This is a genomic window from Rhizobium sp. F40D2, assembly GCF_051810745.2.
GTDB lineage: Bacteria > Pseudomonadota > Alphaproteobacteria > Rhizobiales > Rhizobiaceae > Rhizobium.
In genome coordinates, this window is the sequence record NZ_CM131436.1 from 2,099,029 (window position 1) to 2,123,134 (window position 24,106).

A 24,106-nucleotide genomic window follows, 5' to 3' on the forward strand; every position below is an offset into this window, starting at 1 on the left:
AGCCGTCAGGCGGCGGCCGTCACATTGACGGTCACCGACGCGAAACGCGAGGAGACCGCTTCGACGGTGATCTCGCCGACCATCCCCGTCGCCTCCAGCCAGAAGCCCGCGGTACCGCCCTGCAGCGGCACGTTGGCCGGGCCGACGATCCTTGCGGGCCCATGCACTTTCAGCGAAATGCTGTCGTTCATGAAAGGCAGGCGCTGGCCGCACTGATCGAGGGCGCGGATGATGACGCGGGTGCTGTCGCGTTCGCGCGCCTTCAGCGTGTGGCTGTCGGCGACGATTTCCAGCGTCGTCGGCAGAGGATCGGCGGCAAATGTCAGGCTTGTCACCGGCTCGCCGCCGATATAGCCGGTCAAGGTGCCGTCGATCCATTCCAGACCCCAGGTGCCGAGTTCATCGGGGGTGAAGTGGCGATGATCGAGCACGACGGGCGGATGCGGCAGATGCGGATAGTTCTCGCGGTCCGGTCCGATGCGCTTGCTGAGCCCGCCATATTGCAGTTCCACCTCGTCGCAATTGGTCAGGATGATCAGCGGCAGCACGCCGCCGATATTGCGCTCGCCGCGGGCCCAGAAAGTCACCGGCTTCATGACGATCTCGTCGGACGGGTCGCACTGGCTGATATAGGCATAGGCCGCGAATTTCGGCTCGCGGAACATGTCCATGACGCCGTGATAGCAGATGCGGTCGCCGGAGCCGAAATCCTTGTGGGTGTTGTAATCGAACATGCACCAGCCGATGGCGCCGGAGATATCGGGATCGCCATAGGCGGCATTTAGCACCTCCAGGTGACGGCGCACATGCTCGGCCTGGCGCTGTTCCTGGTCATAGATCTTCGTCGGATGCATGTGGCCGTTGAACTCGGTGATGAGATACGGCACCTTGCGGGACAGACCGGTATTTTCCTCCTGGCCGCGCAATGCGGTGCGCGGGCGGTTGGCGCCCGGCAGTTCCTCGTTGCCGAGGATGAAGTCGTTCATCGTGTAGACGTCTTCGAGCAGCTCGCTCTCGGTGATATAACGCACACCGCCGGTCTGGCGGGTGCTGTCGAGCTCACGGGCGAGGCGATTGGTCTCGACATAGAAATCGTGACTATCCTGGGACTCGTTGATGCGCACGCCCCAGATGATGATCGAGGGATGGTTCCAATCGCGTTCGATCATCCGGCGGACGTTCTCGATCGAATCCTTCTGCCAGTCGGCATCGCCGATATGCTGCCAGCCGGGGATTTCCTCGAAAACCAGCAGGCCGATGGCGTCGCAGCGGTCGAGGAACCATTTCGATTGCGGATAATGTGAGGTGCGGACGATATTGCACTTCAGCACCGTCTTCATGATGTCGGCGTCGCGCTCCTGGGCGGACCGGCCGGCAGCATAACCGACATAGGGGAAGGACTGGTGGCGGTTGAGGCCGCGCAGCTTCAGCGGTTTGCCATTGAGAAGGAAACCTTCCGGCGTGAATTCGGCGGTGCGGAAGCCGAAGCGGGTGGAGATACGGTCGGAGCCGTGCTCGGTCCTGAGTTCGACGGTGACCTCATAGAGGGTGGGATCGGTGATGTCCCAGAGCGTGATGCCGGTGAGGCCGCCGAAGGAAAGCCTGGTGCGGTCGCCGATCGTCTCGGTCGCTGCGGTGGCGATCACCGTGCCGTCTGCCTGCTTCAGCGTCGCGGTGACGGTTGCCGAGAAGCTGCGGCCTTCGGGATTGGCGATATCGACGCGGATGGTTGCCGATTTTTCCGGGGCAAGAACGTCTGCGGTTTCGATCTTGAGATTGCGGATCGAGACGGGGTCGGTGACCTTTAGCCAGACGTCGCGGTAGATGCCGGCATAAGTAAGATAATCGATGCGGCCGCCGAAGGGCGGGATCTCAGGGTTTTCGCTGCCGTCGATCTTGACGGTCACCAGGTTCTCGCCCTTGACGAGCTTGCCGGTGAGGCGAGCCTCGAAGGGGGTGTAGCCGTCCTTATGGGCGATGATCTCTTCGCCGTTCAGATAGACGACGCTGTCGGCCATGGCGGCGTCGAAGACGAGCGACACCTCGCGGCCCTCGAATTCCGGCAGCCAGCGCAGCACTTTCTGATAGGTGAAGGCGCGCTGATAGCTCTTTTCGTCGAAATAGTTGAAAGGCAGTTCGACGGCGGTATGGGGCAGGCTGACCGACTTGGCGGCGTCGAAGCTTTCGAGCAGACGCTGTCCGAAGCCCTCATGGAAACTCCAGCCTTCGTTGAAGAAAACGACGGAACGCATCTCAGGCTCTCCCGATCACGGCATCAGGAGCGGTGCGGCGCCTTTCGGCGCGTGAAAATGGGGTCATGGTATTCCTCCTTGATGCAATTGATAGGTGAGCCTTAGAACATGATGCCGAAAAGGCCAAACTGGCCAGATCCTAGGCGGTCGAGCCCCAGCGGGCGGTGCAGGTGAGGGTGATGCTGTGCGGGCCTTCGATCTCGGCGTCATGGCGTTCGATCAGTTCGACGACAGCGTCGATAAAGGCGACGTGGTCGAGGCTCAGCGTGGTGAGGTCGTTGCAATCCCAGGCGGCCATGGCGATGCCATCCTGGCCGACGATGGCGATATCGTCGGGAGTGTTCTTGCCGAGCACGCGGCGGGCCGCATCGCGCGCACCGATCGCCATGACGTCATTGCCGCAGATGATGGCGTCGACCTTGTCGCGGTGCAGCAGCAGCACGGCTTCCTTGAAGCCGGAATCATAGGAATAATCGCCAAAGGCCTGGGCTGCGAAGGAGAAGCCGCGCTTGGCCAGCGCATCGGCGAACCATTTGCGCCTGAGCTTGTCGATCCAGCTTGAATTGGTGCCGGAGAGATAGGCGAAGCGCTTCTTGCCGTCGCGGGCGATCTTGTCGATGATCTCGTCGGCGGCTGCGGATCCATCGATGCGGATGCTGGAGACGTTTTCGTTTTCGAGCGGCTCGAAGGAGACGATGATCGGCTTCGTCGTGTGGAAAATGTCGACGGCATCCTGCATCGACACCATGTCGGAGAAGACGACGACGTGATCGACCTGGTAGGTGGAGGCAAGCCGCATCAACTGCAGCCGGTCGGAATGATCGGCGCAGCAGAGGATGATCGGCAGCAATTGCCGCGCCTGCAGGCGGTGGACGAGAAGCTGCTGTTCCTCGGCCTCACACGGATTGCCGATGGCGTTGACGACGAGGGCAACCAGCCGCGAACGCTGGTTGTTCAGTGAACGGGCGATGGCATTCGGCTGGTAGCCATGTTCACGCGCGACGGCCAGAATGCGGTCGCGTGTCGCGCTGCCGATGCGCGAATCCGGCGAGAAGGCGCGGGAAATGGTGGCGGAGGAGACGCCGGCGAGTTTCGCCAGTTCCTTCGAGGTGATCCGCCGTCTGTTCATTCCGCTCATCTGCGCCTATTGGGCGACGATCCTGACGGAGGCGCCGCCGGCCGCTGCCGATTCCTTGATTGCGTCCCATAGCCTAGCGAATCTGAGGCCCATTTCAACGGAGCCGGAGTTTTCCATTTTTCCCGCGCGAATGGCGAGGAAATTTTTCATCGGATTGCCGAGAATCTCGGCTTCCTCGCGCGGCTCGGCGGTGCGGCCGACGCTGATCTCGCGCCAGCCGCCCCAGGCATCGATGCGCACGATCGCCTTGGAATAGAAAAAGGTGATGTGGGAGGCGCAGCCGGGAGGGCCTTCGCCGGCGGCCGTCAGCGTTGCCAGCGCGCCGTTCTTCAGCCGGGCGGAGACCGCGGTTGCTATATCGACCTTTTTGCCGTGATTGGCCATGTAGGCCGAAACGCTGTCGAAATCGGAATTGGCAAGCAGGCAGACGGTGTTCATCATATGGGCGCCGGTATCGAACATGAAGCCGCCGCCGGAGATCTCGGGCTGCTGCTTCCAATGGCCGTCGTAATTGGACGACCAGCTTTCCCAAATCATGCCCGATATGGCGATCAGCTCACCGAATTCGCCGGAAAGCGCCCGCCGGCGCGTGTCGAGCACCAGCGGCGACAGACCGCCCTGGAAGGCGGTGACGATGGTAACGCCGCTCTTCTTCTGCGCCGCGATCAGCCGCTCGGCTTCGGCGGCCGTCGTCACCATCGGTTTTTCCAGAAAGAGGTCAAGACCGGCTTCGGCGACGGCGGTCGCCTGCTCGGCATGGAAGGCGTGCGGGGTGGAGATGTAGACGATGTCGAGTTCGTCCCGGCATTGGACGAGCATTTCGCGATAGTCCTCGAAGCTTCTCGGTTCGGCCGCGCCGGCGGCGAGGCAGACGTCGATCAGGCGCTGGCGCGAGGCGGCGGTGGTGTCCGCCAGGGCAGCGAATTCGATCTCCGGCATCCCAGCCCAGCTCTCGGCATATTCCGCCGCCTTCAGCCCGGCGCCGATGACGCCGAGGCGCAATTTCTCAGCCATGAAAATGCCCTCCCTGAATGTTTGTGTACACGTTTACACAAGCGATGCGCTGATGGCAATATCTATATATCGTATTAATATCAGTATATTGAAGTGGAGATCCGGATCTTCTAAAAAACCAGCTTGCCAGTTATTGGAATACGTGTACATTTTCGCAGCCGGTGCTGGAGGGCGCCGTGTCTCGCAAAAAAGGGAGGACTTCCGTTGAAGAAGACGGTTCTTGGTGGCCTGTGCGCCATTCTGCTGAGCGCGGTTGCGACGCTAGCGCAGGCTGAAACAATTCGAATTGCCAATCATGGCCAGGCCGGCATCGATGCGATGAAGTCGACGGTCGAGCGGATCGAAAAGAAATACGGCGTGACCGTCGAGGTGATCGAATATCCGGCGCCCGACAAGGATTACCTGACCAAACTGCTGACAGAGCTCGGCGCCGGCAACGCGCCCGATCTGTTCTCCATCCCGACGACGGCTGCCGTCGCCGACATGGTGGAGGCCGGCTACCTCACGCCCATCACCAAGGAGTTCAAGGCCTGGGAGGGTTATGCCAACCTCTATGACGTCGCCAAGGAGCTTGCCGTCAGCCCGGATGGCGAGACCTATGTGATGCCGTTCATGCTCGGCATTCAGGAAATCTATTATCGCAAGGACGTTCTCGAAAAGGCCGGCATCTCCACAGAGCAGCCGAAGACCTGGCAGGAGCTTCTCGACCGTGCGGCCGAGATCAAGCAGAAGACCGGCGCCTACGGCCTGCTCTTCCCGGCCGGCGTCTCCTGGGGAAGCGGCGCCTTCGACGAGGGCTTCCAGCACCTGCTCGTCGGCTCCAAGACGCCGCAGCTGGTCGATGCCGACGGCAAGCTCGATCTCAACGGCGAGGGCATCAAGGATGTCTTCAACGTCTACAAGGAACTGATCGACAAGGATCTGATGCCGACGCAGCCGCTGCTCGGGCCGGAGCCCTGGGTCGTGCCAAAATACCAGATGTTCCCGGAAGGCAAGCTCGCCGCGACCACCTGCGGCTCCTGGTGCTATATTTTCGACTGGGGCCGCGAAAGCAAGAACCCGATCCCCGAAGTGACCAAGGTTGTGGGAACCTGGACAGTTCCGGGCCAGAGCAGCGGCCAGTATGTGCTCGCCAACCTTGCCGCGCCGTGGGCCGTCAATTCCAAATCGGCCAATACCGAACTCGCGATCAAGGCGCTGATGGAGATCGGCTCGATCGAGACGCAGGTTTCCTACGCCGCCCGCATCGGCAACATTCCCGCCAGCAAGGATGCGGCTGATAATGCCGACTTCCAGAAACTGACGGAGCTGGTTCCGATCCATGCGGCGGCTGGGAACGGCGTGTTCCTGAAGCAGGCCTCCGGTTTCGGCACGGTTTCGGAAGGCGTGGCGCGGGCGACGGAAGCGCTGCTGCGCAAGGAAACCGATGCCGCCGGCGCCCAGAAGATCCTGGTCGACTACGTCAAGGAAACGCTCGGCGACGATATGGTGAAGTAAGCGTCGGCTTGCTTTCCCCGCGAACGGGGACGCGGCGCCAGGGCACCGCGTCTTCCCGTCTTTATTCGATGAGCCGGTTCATTCGTCAGGTTGCGAGCTTCCATGGCCAGAAACTCTCATGAAAAGCGCGCCGAGCGGCAATGGCTGCTGATCCTGCTGCCCTCGCTGGTGCTGCTGCTGGCCTTCGTGATCTATCCGGCCGTCTATTCCATCTATCTGAGCTTCACCAACGAGGCGCTGACCGGGGCGGCGGCCCTCCGGCCCCGCTTCGTCGGTTTCCGGAATTATGTCAGGCTGTTCAACGACGCGAAGTTCTGGAATGCGCTGTTCGTCACCTTCGTCTTCGTCATCGGCTCCGCGGTGATCGGCCAGTTCGTGCTCGGCCTGATCTCGGCAATCGCGCTGCGCCGGCCGATCCGCTTCCGGCGTGTGTTCTCGTCGATCATCCTGCTGCCCAATGCCGCCCCCGAAGTCGTCGCCGGCTTCATGTGGATCTCGATGCTGGCGGGCGGCGACAATGCCACGCTCAGCCGCATCGTCAGCTTCTTCGGCGTCACGCCGGCCGACTGGCTGCAGGTCTTTCCGCTGTCGATGATCATCATCGTCAACACCTGGCGCGGCATCGCCACGGCGATGATCCTGCTGACGGCCGGCCTCAGCACCATCCCGGCTGAGATCTACGAGGCGGCGCGCATGGACGGCGCCACGCCATCACAGATGTTCCGCCGCATCACCCTGCCGCTGATGATGCCGACGATCCTGCTCTACATGCTGATTTCGGCCGTCTCGACCATCGCCGTTTTCGGTCTCGTCTATGCGCTGACACGCGGCGGGCCTGGCGGGGCGACCGAGGTCGTCAGCATTTATATCTACAACCAGTCCTTCACGGCGTTCCAGCTCGGCTATGGCGCCGCGGTCGCCGTCGTCGCGCTGGTTATCTCGCTGATACTGGGCATCGCCTATGTCCGAGCCATGAAGGTGGAGGTCTGACATGGCCGTCGTCTCCCCGAGCGAGACCGCCAACAAGAGCCGTTCCGACCTGATCGCCTATGCGACGCTGTCGCTGATGTCGATTTTCTGCGCCGTGCCTTTCTTCTGGGTGCTGCTCGCCTCTTTCGACGGCAATGCGCAGCTCTTCCTGCATTGGCCGCAACAATGGACATTCGCCAATTATGTCAGAGTCTTCACCAAGGAAGACGGGGCCAAGTGGCTGTTCAACTCGCTCTTCGTCGTCGGCAGCGCCACGCTGCTCGTCATGGTACTGGCGGGGCTCGGCGGTTACGCCCTGTCGCGTACCCGCGCACGGTGGAAGCTGCCCTTCCTCTATGCGATCCTGCTCATCCGCGTGCTGCCGCCGACGGCGCTCGTCGTGCCGCTCTATAAATTCCTGCTGACGCTGAACAATGTCGAAGCGGCGATGCTCAGGCCGATCTTTGGCAGCTATGCCCGCGGCATCATGCGCTGGACCGGCTTCATCGACGGTTATCTCGGGCTGATCCTGGTGCTGGCGACGATGCAATTGCCACTGGCGCTCTGGATCATGAAGACCTTCTTCGACGGGCTGCCGAGGGATTACGAAGAGGCGGCGCTGATGGACGGGGCGACGCTGATCCAGCGCATCCGCCGGGTGCTGATCCCGCTGGCGCTGCCGGGGCTGGCGGCGGCCGGGCTGTTCGCCTTCATGTCGGCCTGGGGCGATTTCCTGCTGCCGCTGATCTTCCTGTCGTCGCCGGAGCTGCAGACGCTGCCGCTCGGCCTCTTCCGCGCTTTTCTCCGCATCAACGAGATCGACTACGGGCTGCTGACCGCGCTGGCCTTCATCTATCTGCTGCCGGCCGTCGTCGCCTTCGGCTTTGCGCGGCGCTTCCTCGTCCAGACATTTTCGGGCGGCGTGAAGGGTTGAGATCAAGAAGAGAAACGGATGATCAATCTCAGAAACGTTCGCAAGTTCTATGGCGCGCTCGAGGTCATCAAGGGCGTCGATATCACCGTGGAAGACGGGGAATTCGCCGTCTTCGTCGGTCCGTCCGGCTGCGGCAAGTCCACGCTCCTGCGCATGATCGCCGGCCTCGAAGGCATCGACGAAGGCGATCTTGTCCTCGACGGCAAGCGCATCAACGACGTGCCGCCCGATAAACGCGGCATCGCCATGGTGTTCCAGTCCTATGCGCTCTATCCGCATATGACCGTTGCCGAAAACATCGGCTTTTCCCTCAGCCTGAAAAAGGTGCCGGAGACGGAAATCCGCCGGCAGGTGGAAGGCGTCGCCGAGATCCTGCAGCTCACCGACTATCTCGACCGCCGCCCGGCCGCCCTTTCCGGCGGCCAGCGCCAGCGGGTGGCGATCGGCCGCGCCATCATCAAGAAGCCGTCGCTGATCCTGTTCGACGAGCCGCTGTCGAACCTCGATTCGGCGCTGCGCGTGCAGATGCGCGCCGAGCTGCAGCGCCTGCACCGCGAGCTGAAGGCGACCGTCGTCTACGTCACCCACGATCAGGTGGAAGCGATGACGATGGCCGACCGGATCGTCGTGCTGAACAAGGGCCTGGTGGCACAGGAGGGCGCGCCGATGTCGCTCTACCATCAGCCGCGGAATGAATTCGTCGCGACCTTCATCGGCTCGCCGAAGATGAACGTCATCCCGGTCACCGCGACGCGGGCCTCGGCGGGTGCGCTGCATCTCGACAGTCCGATCGGGCTGTCGCTCGATCTTGCCGATGCCAATGGCGCGGTGCCGCAGGGCGAGGCCAAACTCGGCATCCGGCCGGAGCATCTGAAGATCGCCCCGGAGGGGCAGGGCCATTTCACGGCAGAGGTGGTCATCGTCGAGCGGCTCGGCGTAGAGACCTACATGACCGTCGGCTCCGGGCAACAGCCGATCGTCGTGCGTGCCGAGGGCGATATCGCGGTGCGGCCGGGCGACCGCGTGTCGCTGACCGCCGATCCCGCCGCCTGCCATCTGTTCGATTCCGCCGGCCGGGTGATCCGTCCGGCAACCGCCTGACAGCAAACATCGAGGAATGCCATGACAATCAAGGTCACCATCTGGAACGAGGGACGCCACGAGCAGCTCCATAAGGAGGTTCAGGACATTTATCCCGATCGTATCGACGGCGCGATCGCCGCCGGCATCGCCCATCCGGATTTCGAAATCCGCCGCGGCACGCTCGACGATCCCGATGAAGGCCTGCCGGACAGCGTGCTCCATGATACCGACGTGCTGCTCTGGTGGGGGCACATGGCGCATGAGGAGGTCAGCGACGGGCTGATCGAGCGCGTGCAGCAGCGGGTGCTGAAGGGCATGGGCCTGCTGGTGCTGCATTCCGGCCATCATTCCAAGCTCTTCCGCCGGCTGATGGGCACCAATGCCAATCTTTCCTGGCGCGAGACGCCGGATGGAGACCTGGAGCGCGTCTGGGTGGTCAATCCCTCACATCCGATCGCCGAGGGACTGCCGCCCTATTTCGAGGTCAATGCCTCGGAAATGTATGGCGAGCCCTTCGGCATTCCGCAGCCGGACGAGCTGGTGTTCATCTCGTGGTATTCCGGCGGCGAGGTGTTCCGCAGCGGCTGCACCTTCCAGCGCGGGCGAGGGCGCATCTTCTTCTTCAGCCCCGGCCACGAAACCTACCCGATCTATCACGACAAGACCGTGCACAAGGTGATCTCGAACGGCATCCGTTGGGCGCGGCAGAAACATAGTGACGGCCGCATCCTGGAAAACTGGCACCGTGCCGAGCCTCTGCACGGCAGGCCGGACGCCGCGAAGACCTGATCCTCACGGATATTGGGCGCCGTTGGTCTTCGTATAGATCGTATAGACCGAGCGCGTCGCGGTGATGAAGAGCCGGTTCTTCTTGGGGCCGCCGAAGGTGAGGTTGGACACCGTCTGCGGCACTCTGATCTTGCCGAGCAGGGTGGCGTCCGGCGAAAAGCAGTGAACGCCGTCGGACGCACTTGTCCACAGATTGCCGTCGACATCGAAGCGGAAACCGTCAGGGTTGCCGACGTCGAGGCTGCAAAAATAACGGCCGTTCGTAAGCCTTCTGCCGTCGACGACGTCGAAAACTCTTATATGGCGCGGCACTTCATGTTTTGCCGAGCCGGAATCGGCAATGAAGAGCTTCGTCTCGTCGGGCGAGAAGGCAAGGCCGTTCGGCTGGATGAAATCTTCGATGACGGCCTCGATCGCGCCGCTGGCGGGATCAATCCGGTAGACGTTGCGGGTCGGCTGCTCGGGCTCGGCCTTGTGGCCTTCGTAATCCGAGAGGATGCCGTAGGTCGGATCGGTGAACCAGATCCCGCCGTCGGAATGCACGACGACATCGTTCGGCGAGTTCAGCCGTTTGCCCCTGTAGCTGTCGGCAAGAACGGTGATGGTGCCGTCCGGCTCGGTGCGAGTGACGCGGCGGCCGCCATGTTCGCAGGAGACAAGCCGGCCCTGCCGGTCACGGGTATTGCCGTTGATGTAGTTGGAGGGCGAGCGGAAGACCGAGACCGTGCCATCCGGTGTCCAGCGCATCATGCGTTCGTTCGGGATATCGCTCCAGAGAAGGCAGTTCAGGTCAGAAAACCAGACCGGGCCTTCCGTCCAGCGGCAGCCGGAATAGAGTTCTTCGAGCGCGGCGCTGCCGATGACCAGAGCGCTAAAACGTTCATCGCGGATGTCATAAAGCGGATTGTCGGCCACGCCAGTTTCTCCCTGAATGCTGCCGCATCTTCCTAGCGGCAAATCCTGGGAGGTGCCAGAGCCCGGCATGGGAAATGCCGGGCTCCCGACCTATCAGAGTGCGGCCACCGGATGCGGCGAGCCGTCGTAGGCACCCCAGATCGACTGGTCGAAGCAGATGACCGAGCCGGTCATCAAGCCGGATTCGGCCGATGACAGGTAGGCGCAGGCGCGCGCCACCTCGTGCGGATCGACGAGGCGGCCGAAGGGCTGGCCTGCTGCCGCCTTCTCCAGCCAGTCGGCGGGGGCGTCGTGATATTCGCGCTGGATGCGATCCTCGCCTTCGGACGCCATCCAGCCGATGTTGAGGCCGTTGACGCGGATGCGGTTGCGCAGCAGCGCATAGGCGGTGTTCTTCGTCAGCGTTTCGAGCGCCCCCTTGGAGGCGCAATAGGCGGCGATGAAGGGCTGGCCTGCCTTGGCCGACATCGAGCCGATGTTGACGATCGTGCCCTCGGTCTTTTCGCGGCGCATGACCTTGACGGTCTCCTGCATCAGGAAAAACGGTGCGCGCACGTTGACGGCGAACATGGCGTCGAAGAGTTCAGGGCTGGTGTCGAGGATGGTGCCGCGATCGGTGATGGCGGCCGCATTGACCAGCGCGTCGACCCGGCCGAAGGCCTCATCGCAGGCGTGGACGACATTCCTGGCGTCCTCGACCTTGCCGAGGTCGGCCCTGACGTAGACGACCTTCACGCCGGTCGCGGCCGAAATCTCATTGGCCTTCGCCTGGCCCTTGGCTTCGTTGCGGCCGCAAATGACGATGCCCCCAGCACCGCGTTCGGCGAAAAGACGGGCGATAGTTGCGCCCAACCCTTGCGTGCCGCCGGTGACGATGGCGATCTTGCCGTCGAGGCGGCTGTGATCCGTGCTCATGTGGTTCCTCCTTGGTGGTGATATGCGAATGGCCTCCCGCGGGTGCGGGAGGCTTTATGTGGGGTCGGCTCCAGATCCTTAGTCAGCTCAGCTTCTTCTGCGCCTGCTCTGCAAGTGCCGCCGCAAAGGCTTCGTCGCTTAAGCCTTCCTTCAATGCCTCGCGCATCAGCTGCGCCTGCGTCTTCGGCGCCAGGCCGCCGAGCGGGGGTCTCGGTCGAGATTGGTCGGGAAGGAATAACCTTCGGCGCAGGCGGCAACGGCGTTGGCGATCTCATCGGTCGATAGCCTGTCCTGCAAGGTCTTCAGGGCGGGAAAGAGCCTTGCGCTCATCCTCTCGCGGTTGACGGTTTCCATCGCCCGGCCGAAGGCGGAGGAGACCTGCAACAGGTTGGCGACGCGCTTGATATCGGCCGAACGGTTGGTGCCGGCGGCGTGGAAGAGGGCGGGATTGAAGAAGACGACGTCGCCTTTTTCGAGCGGCAGCTGGATATGGTTGGCCTCGAAATAATCCCGGAATTCCTGGCGCTTGAGCGCGAGATAACCCGGCACATAGGTCTGGCTATGCGGCAGGAAGAGCGTCGGGCCGCTTTCGAGCGGCATGTCGCAATGGGCGACCGCCCCCTGCAGCGTCAGCACCGGCGAAAGCCGGTGCACATGCACCGGAAACTGCTCGATCACCGCAGACGATTGGAAGCCGAGGTGGTAGTCGCGATGGGCCGACTGTGCCGCGCCGCCCGGATTGACGCGGTTGACCTGGGCCGTCATCTGGTAGCTCGGGCCGAGCCCGGCTTGGCTTGCGAGTGCGACGATGGCATTGCCATAATATTCGGCAAAATTCGCAGGATCGGCGAGGCAATGTTTCTCAAGCGAATTCCAGATGCGGTCGTTGGCGCCGGGTTTGGCGAAGTGATCGCCGCCGCCGGTCGAGGTGCGATGCTGCTCCTCGATGATCTGATCGAAGACCGCGCTGGCGCGGTCGATAATGGCGGTATGCTCGTAAGCATGCTTGAAGACGGCGACACCAGGACCGTCGCCGAAGGCCTCGCAGATCTCGGCCAGCACGGCGCGCCGGCCCTCCGGCGTTGCGGCCGCCGCCGTCACCTTGCGGCTGTCATAGATCAGCACGTTTTTTTCGACGGCAGAAGCCGTGGGGTAATCGGCAAGCGCGGTGGTCTTTTCCGCCAGGCGGCGAAAATCGTCGAGATCGCAGCTGTCTTCGCTGAGCCAGACACGGTCGGCGCGCAATTTCTGCTGATTGTCGGTTTTCATGGTGGCCCCTCCTCTTTCGATGAAGGCACTATACGCCGCGATGCCGGGTGATATAGATCAGGAATCCATCAAAAAACCATCAAGTGGACTCCATGGCCCATTTCTTTCTCGTCAAGGACATCGCCTTCCAGGCCGGATTGAGCACTGCGACGGTTGACCGGGTGTTGAACGGGCGGCCGGGTGTGCGCCAGCAGACGGAAATGCGGGTGAAGGCGGCGATCGCCGAACTCGAAAAGCAGCAGGCCGGGGCGGTGGCCAGTGGGCGCATGCTGGCGATCGACATCGTCATGGAGACGCCTCAGCGTTTCAGCGATGCGGTGCGCGCCGCCTTCGAGGCTGAGATGGCGGCCTTCCTGCCCGGCATCGTCCGATGCCGGTTCCATTTCGCCGAGGTGATGAAGCCGGCCGAGATGGTGCAGCTTCTCGACCATGTCCGGTTGCGCGGCACACACGGCATCGTGCTCAAGGCGCCTGACGTCGCCGAGGTGACCGCTGCCGTCGCGCGAGCGGATGCGGCCGGCATTCCCGTGGTGACGCTGGTGACCGACCTGCCGAATTCGGCGCGCATCGCCTATGCCGGCGCCGACAACCGGGCGGCGGGCGAGACCGCCGCCTATCTCATCGGCGAAGTGCTTGCGAGCGGTGGCGGCAAGGTGCTGGTGACGCTGTCGAGCGGGCGGTTCCGCGGCGAGGAGGAGCGCGAAATCGGCTTTCGCCGCATCATTCGCGCCCGTTATCCCGGGATCGGCATCACCGAAATCAGCGAGGGGCATGGCACCGATACGGCGACGGGAACGCTTGCGGCGGCTGCCCTTGCCGTCGATCCCACCATCAATGCCGTCTATTCGATCGGTGGCGGCAACCGCGCTGTGCTGGCAGCCTTCGATGCGGCCAAACGTCCGGTCCACGTCTTCGTCGCTCATGATCTCGACGTTGACAACCGCGCCCTGCTTGCCGCCCGCCGGATCGGCTTCGTGCTGCATCATGATCTCCGAACCGATGCGCGTTCGGCCTTCAGGGCGATCATGGGCCGGGCGACGTCACCGGGGCGGGTGGTTCCCGCCGCGCTCTCATCGGTCGAAATCATCACGCCCTACAACATGCCCGTCGACGATTGAGCCAATTGGCTTCCTTCGATGCCGAATTCGGACTACAGCTTGGGCGAGAGTGAAGGTGAGTGGCATGGATTATAGCGACGTCAGCACAATTGCAGCCTGGATCACGGAGCAGGGCCTGAAGGGCGCCTCGGAAGCCGAGCTCATGACCGGTTTCTGCGCGGCCTGCCGCAATGCCGGCCTACCGCTCGACCGCGGCCTGGCGCTGATGGATACGCTGCACCCAGTGCATGAGGGCCGAGCCTTCCGCTGGGACAGCGAGGAGGAGATCGAGACGGAGTTCGAATATGGCTCGACGAGCTCCGGGGAGGCAGCAGCGAACTGGCAGCGCTCGGCCTTTTATTATCTCTGGTCCAACAATGAACGGGAGATACGCCGACGTCTCGGCTTTGGCGATCCGATTGAATTCAGCATGCTCGACAAGATCGCTGAAGCCGGCCACACGGATTTCATAGCGATGGTCCATCGTTTCAGCGAGGCCGGAACGATCGGCGAAATGGATTGTTTCTTCTCCCATTTCGCCACCAAACATCCCGAGGGTTTTTCCGATCACGACCTCGCCATCCTGCGCAAGCTGGTGCCGGTACTGGGGCTGGCGATCAAGTGCATCGGGCTCGGGCGCATCGCGCGTACCATCGCCGAAGTCTATCTCGGCGAGGACGCGGCGCGTCAGGTCATGGAGGGCAAGATCAGCCGTGGCAAATCGGAGCGGATTTCGGCCGCACTCTGGTTTTCGGATCTGTTGAACTACACCAAGATCTCCGACAGCGTACCGCCGGAGGAGATCATCCCGTTGCTCAACGACTATAGCGAGGCGGTGATCACGGCGATCCACGAATCCGGCGGCAATGTGCTGAAGCTGATCGGCGACGGCGTGCTGGCGATCTTCAAGGGCGAAGTGCCGGCGGAGACCTGTCGTGCGGCGCTCCACGCAGAAGCGCTTCTGCGGGAAAAGCTCGCCAAGCTGAACGCCGAACGCAATGCCGATGACCGGCCAACGACCGATGTCTATATCGGCCTGCATATCGGCGACGTCTTTTACGGCAATATCGGCAGTCAGGACCGGCTGGACTTCACGGTCATCGGCCCTGCCGTCAACGAAGTCAGCCGCATCGCTTCGATGTGCCGATCAGTGGATCTCAACCTGTTGATCTCCTCCGATTTCGCCACAGCGATACCGGAGGAACAGCGCGCCGCACTTGCCTGTGTCGGACGTTATGCGTTGCGCGGCGTGCAGCGCGCGCAAGAACTCTATACGCTCGATAACGCCCGCCTGACCGCCTGATCGTCGCAGGACGCAGGCCTATCGCAGCAGCCCCTGGCCGCCGTCGATCCAGATCGGCGTCCCGGTGATGTGTCGAGCCCTGTCGGAGGCAAGGAAGAGAATGGTTTCAGCGACATCCTCGCTCTTGCCCGCCTTGCCGCCGGCGATCGGGATATCTCCCTGTGGCCAGATGACCGGCACCTCGGTCTCCTCGCGATGGCGGCTATTGGTGTTGGCGCCGATATTGGTCTCGATCTCGCCGGGGCAGACGGCATTGACGCGGATGCCGTGCCGGCCGAGTTCGAGGGCGAGCTGCTGAACCATGGCGACCTGGCCGGCCTTGGTTGCGGTATAGGCGGTGGCGCCCGGCGTCGTGAATGTCCGGGTGCCGTTGATCGAGGAGACGACGACGATCGAGCCGCCATTCCTCTTCAGGTACGGGACCGTCAGATGCAAGGTCAGATAGGTGCCACGCAGGTTGACGGCGATGGTCTTGTCCCATTCATCCGGCTTCAGATCGTCGATCGGCGCCCAGACGCCGTTGATGCCGGCATTGGCGACGACGATGTCGATGCCGTGGAACGTATCGGTCAGCTGCTCCACGGCGCTGCGCATCTGCGCCTCGTCGCTGGTGTCGGCGATCAGCGCGATCGATTCGCCGCCCGCCGCCTTGATCTCGGCGCAGGTCTTTTCGACCTCGTCGTGGGTGCGGCTCAGCACAGCGACCCTCGCGCCTTCAGCGGCGAGCCTGAACGCGGCCGCTTTGCCGATGCCGGACCCGGCGCCTGTCACCAATGCGATCTTTCCCTTCAGCTCCATGGGCGGGCTCTCCTTGCCATTGTAAGCCAATGTTCCGCACGGCTCTTGGTTCCGGAGGGAAGGGGGAAGGGGGCCGGTGGCGCTATTTGAGGAGATTATACCGAAGCGCCCATTTCTCCGGCCCGTGGACGGCGGCAAAGAGCAGGCCGGCGAGGAAGGTGAAGTGATCGACGAAGAAGCCGAATTCGGCCTGGTTCTGCTGCCAATGGGATGGCCCGTGGAAGGCAAAGGCAAGGAAGATCACGTAGATGCCCGCCAGCAGGCTGGCCTCGGTGAAGAGGGTCCCGGTTATGAAGGCGAGCGCCAGGGCGATCTCGAAGAAGGCTGCGATCCAGGCAAGGAACTTCGCCATCGGAAAACCGGCAGCGGCGATGTAACCCGCCGTCGCGCCGATATCGGCGAATTTGAAGCCGGCGGCCATGAAGAAGATGAAGCTGAAAATGATGCGGGCGACGATGATTGCGATTGCTCTGGCCATCGTAAGATCTCCTGTTTGAGTTTCCACCATGACGGACGAGACGACCGATATGCTACACGGCGAATGAAAAAAGGGCCGCTGGCGCGACCCTTTCCTCTTACCATTCGGCGAAACTGCCGTCGGCGTGGCGCCAGATCGGGTTGCGCCAGCGGTGGCCTTCCCTGGCGCGCTCGATGACATAGGCCTCGTCGACCTCGATGCCGAGACCAGGCCCCTGCGGGATCGAGACGAAACCATCAGCATATTGGAACACCTCCTTGTTGGAGATGTAATCGAGGATGTCGTTGCCTTTGTTGTAATGGATGCCGAGGCTCTGTTCCTGGATGAAGGCATTATAGCTGACGGCATCGACCTGCAGGCAGGCGGCGAGTGCGATCGGGCCCAGCGGGCAATGCGGCGCCAGCGCCACATCATAGGCTTCGGCCATCGCCGCGATCTTGCGGCATTCGGTGATGCCGCCGGCATGCGACAGATCCGGCTGGATGATATCGACATAACCGTCCGACAGCACCTGCTTGAAGTCCCAGCGCGAAAAGAGCCGCTCACCGAGTGCAATCGGCGTCGAGGTGTGATTGACGATGTCGCGCAGCGCTTCCTTGTTTTCCGAGAGCACCGGCTCCTCGATGAACATCAGCTTGTAGGGCTCGAGTTCCTTGGCGAGAACCTTGGCCATCGGCTTGTGCACGCGGCCGTGGAAATCGACGCCGATGCCGATATGCGGGCCGATCGCCTCCCGGATGACGGCGATGGTCTCGACCGCCTTCTCCACCTTCTCGTTGGTGTCGACGATCTGCATTTCCTCGCAGCCGTTGAGCTTGATCGCCTTGAAGCCGCGGGCGACCACCTCCCTGGCATTGTTGGCGACATCCACAGGACGGTCGCCGCCGATCCAGGAATAGACCTTGATGCGGTCGCGCAGCTGGCCGCCGAGCAGGGAATGGATCGGTTGACCGAGGGCCTTGCCCTTGATGTCCCACAGCGCCTGGTCGATACCGGAAATGGCGCTCATATGGGCGGCACCGCCGCGATAGAAGCCGCCGCGATACATCACCGTCCAGTGGTCCTCGATCAGGAAGGGATCCTTGCCGATCAGATAGTCTTCCAGTTCGTGGACGGCGGCCTGGACGGTCAGCGCTCGGCCTTCGACGACCGGTTCGCCCCAGCCGACGACGCCCTCGTCGGTCTCGATCTTCAAAAACAGCCAGCGCGGCGGAACGATATAGGTGGTGAGTTTGGTGATCTTCATCGCTGCTCTTCAGTCTCTCTTCAGTTTTCTTGACCGGCGGCCCAGCCGCGAATTGCTTATTTCGTTCTGCCGATCGCCTTTTCGGCGGCGGCAAGGTCGCGCACCGCAAGATCGAGCATGCGGTTGGCGCAGTCGCGGGCGCCTGTCTTGTCGCGCATGCGCAGGGCCTCGACCAGTTGGCCGTGAACGAGCACCGCATCCTCGCGATTCTCGACGCCGATGTTGGAGGCATGCAGCGCATATTTCAGCGCCGCATGAATGGCGCTCGACAGACGGCGGAAGACCTGGTTGTGGCTGGCGGTCAGCAGCACCGTATGGAACATGACGTCGGCATCGGTGAAGCTTTCCGGGTCTCGGGCACTGTCGCGCATCTGCCGCCAGGCATTGTCGAGGTCGGCAATCTCCTGGGCGCTGGCACGCTCGGCGGCATATTCGGCCGCTGCCGGCTCGATGGTGCGGCGGGCTTCGAGAATGCAGCCGAGCAGGTCGAAATCCTTGATATAAGGACCAATCCAATCGAGCACGTCGGCATCCAGAATATTCCAGTCGTCCCGATCGCAGACGGTGGTGCCGATGCGCGGCTTTCCGCGGACAAGACCCTTGGATTCCAGCACTTTCAACGATTCGCGGATGACCGTGCGACTGACGCCGTAGAGTTGGCAGAGATCGTTTTCGCGGGGCAGCGGCGAGCCCGAAGGATACCGCTCCGCGCAGATATCCTGAGCGATCGCCGCCGTGACGTTGCGGCGTACACGCGGACGGCGCTCGATGCCGGGGCTTTCGGCCCCGCCCTGTCGCTCGTTTGTTTCCAACTTACCTCTCCGCTCTATCTCCGGCGCCAGGCAATCGAACCTCATTATCCGAATTCGATCGGCTTTGCGACGCTTCCTCCAGCGCCTCGTCGAATATCGTACTATTGCAATCATCATACATTGGCAATTGACTGGTATGATGATTTATCTTAATTCATGGGCGCTGCCTGGGAGGCGGCTGCATGATTTTTTAGAATTTCGGGAGAGAGACATGCGCTTGTTCAAAGCAGCCATCCTGGCTGGCACCTTCGCCATTCTGGCAGCCGGCTCGGCATTTTCCGCAGACGTGAAGATCGGGTTCATCGTCAAGCAACCTGAGGAGCCGTGGTTCCAGGACGAATGGAAATTCGCCGACCAGGCCGCCAAGGAAAAAGGCTTCACCGTCGTCAAGATCGGCGCCGAAGACGGCGAGAAGGTTCAGTCGGCGATCGACAATCTCGGCGCCCAGGGTGCGCAGGGCTTCATCATCTGCACGCCCGACGTCAAGCTCGGCCCCGGCATCGTTGCCAAGGCCGAAGCCAACCAGCTGAAACTGATGACCGTCGACGACCGCCTCGTCAGCGCCGACGGCAAGCCGCTGGAAGAGGTGCCGCACATGGGTATTTCGGCCACCAAGATCGGCGAGACTGTCGGCCAGGCCATCGTCGACGAAATCAAGAAACGCGGCTGGGACATGAAGAATGTCGGTGCGATTCGTGTCTCCTACGATCAGCTGCCGACGGCCGTCGACCGCGTCGAGGGCGCCATTTCGGTGCTGAAGTCCGCCGGCTTCCCGGCCGAGGACATCTATGACGCGCCGCAGGCGAAGACCGATACCGAAGCGGCGCTGAATGCAGCGACCACCGTTCTCAACAAACATGCCGACGTCAAATACTGGGTCGCCTTCGGTCTCAATGACGAAGCCGTCCTCGGCGCCGTCCGCGCTTCGGAATCTGTGGGTATTCCGGCTGCCAATGTCATCGGCGTCGGCATCGGTGGCGCGGAATCGGCTATCAATGAATTCAAGAAGCCGGCAGCGACGGGCTTCTTCGGCACCGTCATCATCTCGCCGAAGCGTCATGGCTATGAGACGGCGCTCAACATGTACGACTGGATCGCCAACGACAAGGCGCCGGAAAAGCTGACGCTGACCTCCGGCTCGCTGGCGCTGCGCGGCGATTACGACAAGGTCCGCAAGGATCTCGGCATCGAGTAAACCTTCCAGGGTGATATAGACGGCGGCCGCTCAGCGTGCCGCCGGATCCTCTCGGCGGAGCGGTGATGGCTTTCCTCGAATTCAACAATATCTCCAAGGGTTATCCCGGCGTGCAGGCGCTGGCGGATGTTTCCTTCTCAGTCGAGAAGGGCGCCGTGCACGGCCTGATGGGCGAGAACGGCGCGGGCAAATCGACGCTGATCCGCGTGCTATCAGGTGATCAGGCCGCCGATACCGGCCGCATCCTGATCGGGGCGGAGGAGCAGAAATACGAATCCGTGCGTGACGCCTTTCATGCCGGTATCGTAGTCATCCATCAGGAATTGCAGCTCGTTCCGGAGCTGACAGTGGCCGAAAATCTCTGGCTTGGGCGTTTTCCGGCCAAGGGCGGCATCATCCATTCGAACAGGCTGATCGAGACGGTGCGGGGAAAGCTCGAAGAGATCGGCATCGACGTCGATCCGGCGGCCAAGGTCGCCACGCTTTCGATCGGCGCGCGGCAGATGGTCGAGATCGCCAAAGCGGTCATGCTCGACGCACGGGTGATCGCGCTTGATGAGCCGACCTCCTCGCTTTCCTCGCGCGAGAGCGAGATCCTGTTTTCCCTGATCGACAGGCTGAAGGCGACGGGAACGGTCATTCTCTACGTCTCGCATCGTCTCGACGAGATTTTTCGGCTTTGCGACAGCCTAAGCGTGTTGCGCGACGGCAAGCTTGCCGCCCACCATCCCGACATCGCCGAGACGACGCGCGAGCAGATCATCTCGGAAATGGTCGGGCGCGAGATCAGCAATGTCTGGGGATGGCGCGAACGTCCGCTCGGCGACATCAGGCTGGAGGTCAAGGGCCTGTCGGGGCCGAGGCTGCGCAATCCCATCGGTTTCTCCGTCCGCCAGGGCGAGATCCTCGGCTTCTTCGGCCTGATCGGCGCCGGCCGCAGCGAGATGGCGCGGCTGCTCTACGGTGCCGATGTCAGGCATCAGGGTCAGGTCGCGATCGATAGCGTTGTCGTCTTACCGAACAGTCCGAAGGCGGCGATCAAGGCCGGCATGGTGCTCTGCCCGGAGGACCGCAAGTTCGACGGCATCGTCCAGGGCCGGTCGATCGAAGAGAATATCGCCATTTCGTCACGCCGGCATTTCTCGCCCTTCGGCATTCTGAGCCCTAGAAAAGAGGCTGCACTGGCCGATCGGTTCATCGCCCGGCTTCGGGTGCGAACCCCGTCGCGCAAGCAGGACATCATCAATCTCTCCGGCGGCAACCAGCAGAAGGTCATTCTGGGCCGCTGGCTTTCCGAGCAGGGGATCAAGGTTTTGGTCATAGACGAGCCGACACGCGGCATCGACGTCGGGGCGAAATCGGAAATCTACGAGATCCTTTACGAACTTGCGGCCGGCGGCATGGCGATCGTGGTGATATCAAGCGAATTGCCCGAGGTCATGGGCATCTGCGATCGCATCATGGTGATGTGTCAGGGCAGGGTGGCGGCCAATGTCGCCCGTCAGGATTTCAACGAGCGCGCCATCCTGACGGCAGCACTCCCTGACAAGAATGCCGCAGGCCCCATCTAGAGCGCGTCACGATTCTTCAAATCGCTCCGCGCGCTTTAGGTCATTGTTTTTACACATGTCATTGCGGCAAAAGCGCTTCGCGCTTTGCCAGGCAAAACCGCTGCACAGTTTTGCGTGACATGCTTTAGCATCAGGAATAGGGACGATGAATTCGTTGAAAAAAATCCTTCTCGGCGAACAGGGCTTGGTGGTGATCTTCGCCGCTGCCTTCGTGATCGTCTCGCTCTTCGTGCCGAATTTCCTGACCGAGCGAAACATGCTGGGGCTGCTGCAGTCGGTGGTCACCATCGGTATCGTCGCCTGCACGATGATGTTCTGCCTGGCCTCGCGCGATTTCGATCTTTCGGTCGGGTCGATCGTCGCCTTCTCAGGCATGATCGCCGTGATGGTCTCGAACGCCACGGGCTCCATCCCTCTTGGTTTGCTCGCTGCCCTGCTGTGCGGCGCCGTCGTCGGCTTCGTCAACGGCATCGTCATCGCCCGGTTCCGCATCAACGCGCTGATCACCACACTTGCGACCATGCAGATCGTGCGCGGGCTGGCGCTGATCGCCTCGGATGGCCGTGCCGTCGGCATCAATGATCCGGCCTTTTATCAGCTGGCCCTGTCGCGCTTTCTGACGGTGCCGATGCCGATCTGGATCATGCTGATGCTTTTCATCCTTTTCGGTTTCGTGCTCAACCGCACCGTCTTCGGCAAGAACACGCTGGCGATCGGCGGCAATCCCGAAGCCTCGCGGCTTGCTGGCGTCAATGTCGTCAACATGCGCATCTGGATCTTTGCACTGCAGGGGCTCGTCTGCGGCATTGCCGGCATCCTGCTTGCCTCGCGCATCACCTCCGGCCAGCCGAATGCGGCGACGGGACTTGAGCTGTCGGTGATTTCGGCCTGCGTTCTCGGCGGCGTTTCGCTGGCTGGCGGCCGGGCGGCGATGAGCGGCGTCATCGTCGGCGTGCTGATCATGGGCATTGCCGAAAACGTTATGAATCTCTTGAATATCCAGGCATTCTATCAGTATGTCGTGCGCGGGCTGATCCTGCTGATTGCCGTGCTGCTCGACAATTTGCGATCTTCGGCTGCGGGACGACGCGGATGAGTGAAGGACAGACCGGACACGATATCGAACTGAGGCAAGGCGATCTCGCCGTCCGGGTCAGCCCTCGGGGTGCCGCGGTTACCGCCGCGATGTTTCGAGGCATCCCCTTTCTCGTCGCGACCGGTGGGCCTGACGGCGCGATGGCGAATTTTGCGATGGTGCCGTTCGGCAATCGCGTCGAAGGCAACAGCATGTCCTTTGCCGGACGCGACTACGCCTTCCAGCCGAACACTTCAGATCCGCTCTATCGACACGGCGACGGCTGGCTCGGCCTGTGGCAGTTCGAAGACTCCAATTCAGAACATGCGCGCTTTACCTTTTCCCGGCTCGCCGACAGGGTTTCACCCTATGCCTATCTCACCCGGCAGGAGATCCGGGTCGCCGGCGATGCGCTGATACTGACGCTCTCCGTCGAAAACCGCGGCGAGGCGGCGCTTCCCTTCGGGCTCGGGCAACACCCTTTCTTCGTACGGACGCCGAAGACGCGGCTGACGATTGCGGCCGACCGCTATTGGAGCGAGCGGCCGGACCATCTCCCTGATAGGCCCGGTGCTGTGCCCGGCTATTTCGATTTCAGATCGGAAAAACTGTTGCCGCAGAGATGGATGAACAATGCCTTCGAGGGCTGGAACGGGCGGGCCGCCATCGCCTGGCCGGAACTTGGCCTTCAGGCGGCGCTGGAAGCCGACGGCGCGCTCGATCGCTTCATGCTCTATATGCCGGTCGACCGGAGCGACTTCTTCTGCCTCGAGCCGATGAGCCACCTGCCGAACGGCCACCACCTGCCTGATTTCGGCGGACTCGCGCCGCTTGCGCCCGGCGAAATTCTTGCCGGCACGGTGACGATCCGGATGTCGGCACTGTCGGCACAATCGGAGGGACGTTAGATGGGCGGCCGCCTGGAGGGCAAGCACATCCTGATAACCGGTGCCGCGCAGGGCATCGGTCTTGCGATGGCGAAGGCCTTCCTGACGGAAGATGCGGCCGTCTTTCTCGTCGACCGCGACGCCGCACTGCTGGCGAAATCAGCGAAAGAGTTGCAAAGCATCGACGGCCGGCTCGGTTATCTGCCGGCCGACATTACCGATGCCGGAACGATCACGACGTTGGTTGCTCAGGCGAATGAGGAGATCGGGCAGCTGAACGCGCTCGTCAACAATGCCGGCGTCAATATCTTCGCCGAACCGCTCGAGACGACCGACGAGCTGTGGAACCGCTGCTTCGACATCAATCTCAAGGGTGCGTGGAACTGCTGCAAGGCGGTGCTGCCTGGCCTGATCGAACAGGGTGGCGGCGTCATCCTCAACATCGCTTCGACGCACGCTTTCACCATCATCCCGCACACATTTCCCTATCCGCTGGCAAAACACGCGCTGCTGGGGATGACGAAATCCCTGGGGCTCGAATATGCGGCCCGCAACATCCGGGTGAACGCGCTGGCGCCGGGCTATGTCTCGACGCAGAAGGTGATCGACTACTGGAACGGCTTTCCCGATCCGGAGGCGGCCAAAGCCGAGACGATGAGGCTGCATCCCGGCGGGCGCATCGCGACGCCTGAGGAGATCGCCATGGCGGCCGTGTTCATGATCTCCGACGAGTGCCCGTTCATGAACGCCACCTGCCTGACGGTCGACGGCGGTCTCAGCGTGCTGCAGCATCCGGCCTGAAAACGCTTCGACTCCAGCTGATTTTTACCGGCCTGTCGTCTTCTCGGGATAGAGCATTATATTGTCCA

Annotated in this window: 21 protein-coding genes and 1 pseudogene; 12 read left to right on the plus strand and 10 right to left on the minus strand. The window is 62.2% G+C overall.

Features of this window, described 5'->3' with window-relative positions; all coding sequences use genetic code 11:
* Positions 1-5 precede the first annotated feature (5 nt).
* The 3 genes from ACS4RS_RS10130 to ACS4RS_RS10140 form a co-directional block, all read right to left on the minus strand.
* Entirely contained in the window at positions 6-2,252 is a 2,247-nt protein-coding gene (locus tag ACS4RS_RS10130; RefSeq protein ID WP_439011071.1) for a glycoside hydrolase family 2 TIM barrel-domain containing protein, read from the minus strand.
* A gap of 139 nt (positions 2,253-2,391) precedes the next feature.
* Positions 2,392-3,390 (minus strand): substrate-binding domain-containing protein, encoded by a 999-nt coding sequence (locus ACS4RS_RS10135; RefSeq protein ID WP_439011070.1) that lies wholly within the window; start codon positions 3,388-3,390, stop codon positions 2,392-2,394.
* A 6-nt stretch (positions 3,391-3,396) separates the two neighbouring features.
* Positions 3,397-4,404, minus strand: a complete 1,008-nt coding sequence (locus ACS4RS_RS10140; RefSeq protein ID WP_439011069.1) for a Gfo/Idh/MocA family oxidoreductase — start codon at positions 4,402-4,404, stop codon at positions 3,397-3,399.
* A gap of 204 nt (positions 4,405-4,608) precedes the next feature.
* On the opposite strand from ACS4RS_RS10140, the gene ACS4RS_RS10145 reads away from it, so the two are divergent.
* From ACS4RS_RS10145 to ACS4RS_RS10165, 5 genes are all read left to right on the plus strand, one after another.
* Complete coding sequence (locus ACS4RS_RS10145; protein WP_439011068.1) at positions 4,609-5,901, plus strand: extracellular solute-binding protein; 1,293 nt, start codon at positions 4,609-4,611, stop codon at positions 5,899-5,901.
* 102 nt (positions 5,902-6,003) lie between these two features.
* Positions 6,004-6,891, plus strand: a complete 888-nt coding sequence (locus ACS4RS_RS10150) for an ABC transporter permease subunit (protein ID WP_439011067.1) — start codon at positions 6,004-6,006, stop codon at positions 6,889-6,891.
* A 1-nt stretch (position 6,892) separates the two neighbouring features.
* Positions 6,893-7,804 carry an ABC transporter permease subunit gene (locus ACS4RS_RS10155; RefSeq protein WP_439011066.1) on the plus strand — a complete coding sequence of 304 codons (912 nt, stop codon included), beginning with the start codon at positions 6,893-6,895 and terminating at the stop codon, positions 7,802-7,804.
* Between the two features lie 18 nt (positions 7,805-7,822).
* Positions 7,823-8,905: a sn-glycerol-3-phosphate ABC transporter ATP-binding protein UgpC gene (locus ACS4RS_RS10160; protein ID WP_439011065.1), complete on the plus strand. Its 1,083-nt coding sequence runs from the start codon at positions 7,823-7,825 to the stop codon at positions 8,903-8,905.
* 21 nt (positions 8,906-8,926) lie between these two features.
* A complete protein-coding gene (locus ACS4RS_RS10165; protein ID WP_439011064.1) occupies positions 8,927-9,676 on the plus strand; it encodes a ThuA domain-containing protein in 750 nt (249 codons plus the stop codon).
* A gap of 3 nt (positions 9,677-9,679) precedes the next feature.
* Here ACS4RS_RS10165 and ACS4RS_RS10170 read toward each other — a convergent pair whose 3' ends face one another.
* The 3 genes and pseudogenes from ACS4RS_RS10170 to ACS4RS_RS10180 form a co-directional block, all read right to left on the minus strand.
* On the minus strand, positions 9,680-10,591 hold the full coding sequence (locus ACS4RS_RS10170) for an SMP-30/gluconolactonase/LRE family protein (RefSeq protein WP_439011063.1): 912 nt from the start codon (positions 10,589-10,591) through the stop codon (positions 9,680-9,682).
* A gap of 93 nt (positions 10,592-10,684) precedes the next feature.
* Complete coding sequence (locus ACS4RS_RS10175; RefSeq protein WP_439011062.1) at positions 10,685-11,506, minus strand: SDR family oxidoreductase; 822 nt, start codon at positions 11,504-11,506, stop codon at positions 10,685-10,687.
* A gap of 82 nt (positions 11,507-11,588) precedes the next feature.
* A pseudogene (locus ACS4RS_RS10180) lies at positions 11,589-12,775 on the minus strand (phytanoyl-CoA dioxygenase family protein).
* Between the two features lie 92 nt (positions 12,776-12,867).
* Between ACS4RS_RS10180 and ACS4RS_RS10185 the strand changes: the two are divergent.
* Together ACS4RS_RS10185 and ACS4RS_RS10190 are read left to right on the plus strand one after the other, a co-directional pair.
* Entirely contained in the window at positions 12,868-13,893 is a 1,026-nt protein-coding gene (locus ACS4RS_RS10185) for a substrate-binding domain-containing protein (protein WP_439011060.1), read from the plus strand.
* Between the two features lie 64 nt (positions 13,894-13,957).
* On the plus strand, positions 13,958-15,175 hold the full coding sequence (locus ACS4RS_RS10190) for an adenylate/guanylate cyclase domain-containing protein (protein WP_439011059.1): 1,218 nt from the start codon (positions 13,958-13,960) through the stop codon (positions 15,173-15,175).
* 18 nt (positions 15,176-15,193) lie between these two features.
* Here the strand turns inward: ACS4RS_RS10190 and ACS4RS_RS10195 are convergent, their stop codons facing one another.
* The 4 genes from ACS4RS_RS10195 to ACS4RS_RS10210 all read right to left on the minus strand — a co-directional run bounded on the left by ACS4RS_RS10195 (position 15,194) and on the right by ACS4RS_RS10210 (position 18,509).
* Positions 15,194-15,973, minus strand: coding sequence for a 3-oxoacyl-ACP reductase FabG (locus ACS4RS_RS10195; RefSeq protein WP_439011058.1), 780 nt, complete (start codon positions 15,971-15,973; stop codon positions 15,194-15,196).
* Between the two features lie 82 nt (positions 15,974-16,055).
* The gene (locus ACS4RS_RS10200) at positions 16,056-16,451 is read right to left on the minus strand and encodes a DoxX family membrane protein (protein ID WP_439011057.1); all 396 of its coding nucleotides are present in this window, start codon (positions 16,449-16,451) and stop codon (positions 16,056-16,058) included.
* A 97-nt stretch (positions 16,452-16,548) separates the two neighbouring features.
* Positions 16,549-17,697 carry a galactonate dehydratase gene (gene dgoD, locus ACS4RS_RS10205; protein WP_439011056.1) on the minus strand — a complete coding sequence of 383 codons (1,149 nt, stop codon included), beginning with the start codon at positions 17,695-17,697 and terminating at the stop codon, positions 16,549-16,551.
* A 56-nt stretch (positions 17,698-17,753) separates the two neighbouring features.
* Positions 17,754-18,509 (minus strand): FCD domain-containing protein, encoded by a 756-nt coding sequence (locus tag ACS4RS_RS10210; RefSeq protein WP_439011055.1) that lies wholly within the window; start codon positions 18,507-18,509, stop codon positions 17,754-17,756.
* Between the two features lie 211 nt (positions 18,510-18,720).
* On the opposite strand from ACS4RS_RS10210, the gene ACS4RS_RS10215 reads away from it, so the two are divergent.
* The 5 genes from ACS4RS_RS10215 to ACS4RS_RS10235 all read left to right on the plus strand — a co-directional run bounded on the left by ACS4RS_RS10215 (position 18,721) and on the right by ACS4RS_RS10235 (position 24,038).
* On the plus strand, positions 18,721-19,704 hold the full coding sequence (locus ACS4RS_RS10215; RefSeq protein WP_439011054.1) for an arabinose ABC transporter substrate-binding protein: 984 nt from the start codon (positions 18,721-18,723) through the stop codon (positions 19,702-19,704).
* Positions 19,705-19,769: 65 nt separating this feature from the next.
* On the plus strand, positions 19,770-21,275 hold the full coding sequence (gene araG, locus ACS4RS_RS10220) for an L-arabinose ABC transporter ATP-binding protein AraG (RefSeq protein WP_449313961.1): 1,506 nt from the start codon (positions 19,770-19,772) through the stop codon (positions 21,273-21,275).
* A 145-nt stretch (positions 21,276-21,420) separates the two neighbouring features.
* Positions 21,421-22,371 carry an L-arabinose ABC transporter permease AraH gene (gene araH, locus ACS4RS_RS10225; protein ID WP_439011052.1) on the plus strand — a complete coding sequence of 317 codons (951 nt, stop codon included), beginning with the start codon at positions 21,421-21,423 and terminating at the stop codon, positions 22,369-22,371.
* Positions 22,368-23,258 (plus strand): aldose 1-epimerase, encoded by an 891-nt coding sequence (locus ACS4RS_RS10230; protein ID WP_449313962.1) that lies wholly within the window; start codon positions 22,368-22,370, stop codon positions 23,256-23,258. Before araH ends, ACS4RS_RS10230 begins: the two co-directional genes overlap by 4 nt.
* Positions 23,259-24,038 (plus strand): SDR family oxidoreductase, encoded by a 780-nt coding sequence (locus ACS4RS_RS10235; protein WP_439011051.1) that lies wholly within the window; start codon positions 23,259-23,261, stop codon positions 24,036-24,038. It abuts the gene before it with no gap.
* Positions 24,039-24,106 lie beyond the last annotated feature (68 nt).

What these genes read in the sequence shown, in the direction of transcription:
- ACS4RS_RS10130 (WP_439011071.1), bottom strand. Translation starts at nt 2,252, where the DNA reads ATGCGTTCCGTCGTTTTCTTCAACGAAGGCTGGAGTTTCCATGAGGGC.
- ACS4RS_RS10135 (WP_439011070.1), bottom strand. Translation starts at nt 3,390, where the DNA reads ATGAGCGGAATGAACAGACGGCGGATCACCTCGAAGGAACTGGCGAAA.
- ACS4RS_RS10140 (WP_439011069.1), bottom strand. Translation starts at nt 4,404, where the DNA reads ATGGCTGAGAAATTGCGCCTCGGCGTCATCGGCGCCGGGCTGAAGGCG.
- ACS4RS_RS10150 (WP_439011067.1), top strand. Translation starts at nt 6,004, where the DNA reads ATGGCCAGAAACTCTCATGAAAAGCGCGCCGAGCGGCAATGGCTGCTG.
- ACS4RS_RS10155 (WP_439011066.1), top strand. Translation starts at nt 6,893, where the DNA reads ATGGCCGTCGTCTCCCCGAGCGAGACCGCCAACAAGAGCCGTTCCGAC.
- ACS4RS_RS10160 (WP_439011065.1), top strand. Translation starts at nt 7,823, where the DNA reads ATGATCAATCTCAGAAACGTTCGCAAGTTCTATGGCGCGCTCGAGGTC.
- ACS4RS_RS10165 (WP_439011064.1), top strand. Translation starts at nt 8,927, where the DNA reads ATGACAATCAAGGTCACCATCTGGAACGAGGGACGCCACGAGCAGCTC.
- ACS4RS_RS10175 (WP_439011062.1), bottom strand. Translation starts at nt 11,506, where the DNA reads ATGAGCACGGATCACAGCCGCCTCGACGGCAAGATCGCCATCGTCACC.
- ACS4RS_RS10185 (WP_439011060.1), top strand. Translation starts at nt 12,868, where the DNA reads ATGGCCCATTTCTTTCTCGTCAAGGACATCGCCTTCCAGGCCGGATTG.
- ACS4RS_RS10190 (WP_439011059.1), top strand. Translation starts at nt 13,958, where the DNA reads ATGGATTATAGCGACGTCAGCACAATTGCAGCCTGGATCACGGAGCAG.
- ACS4RS_RS10195 (WP_439011058.1), bottom strand. Translation starts at nt 15,973, where the DNA reads ATGGAGCTGAAGGGAAAGATCGCATTGGTGACAGGCGCCGGGTCCGGC.
- ACS4RS_RS10200 (WP_439011057.1), bottom strand. Translation starts at nt 16,451, where the DNA reads ATGGCCAGAGCAATCGCAATCATCGTCGCCCGCATCATTTTCAGCTTC.
- dgoD (WP_439011056.1), bottom strand. Translation starts at nt 17,697, where the DNA reads ATGAAGATCACCAAACTCACCACCTATATCGTTCCGCCGCGCTGGCTG.
- ACS4RS_RS10215 (WP_439011054.1), top strand. Translation starts at nt 18,721, where the DNA reads ATGCGCTTGTTCAAAGCAGCCATCCTGGCTGGCACCTTCGCCATTCTG.
- araG (WP_449313961.1), top strand. Translation starts at nt 19,770, where the DNA reads ATGGCTTTCCTCGAATTCAACAATATCTCCAAGGGTTATCCCGGCGTG.
- araH (WP_439011052.1), top strand. Translation starts at nt 21,421, where the DNA reads ATGAATTCGTTGAAAAAAATCCTTCTCGGCGAACAGGGCTTGGTGGTG.
- ACS4RS_RS10230 (WP_449313962.1), top strand. Translation starts at nt 22,368, where the DNA reads ATGAGTGAAGGACAGACCGGACACGATATCGAACTGAGGCAAGGCGAT.
- ACS4RS_RS10235 (WP_439011051.1), top strand. Translation starts at nt 23,259, where the DNA reads ATGGGCGGCCGCCTGGAGGGCAAGCACATCCTGATAACCGGTGCCGCG.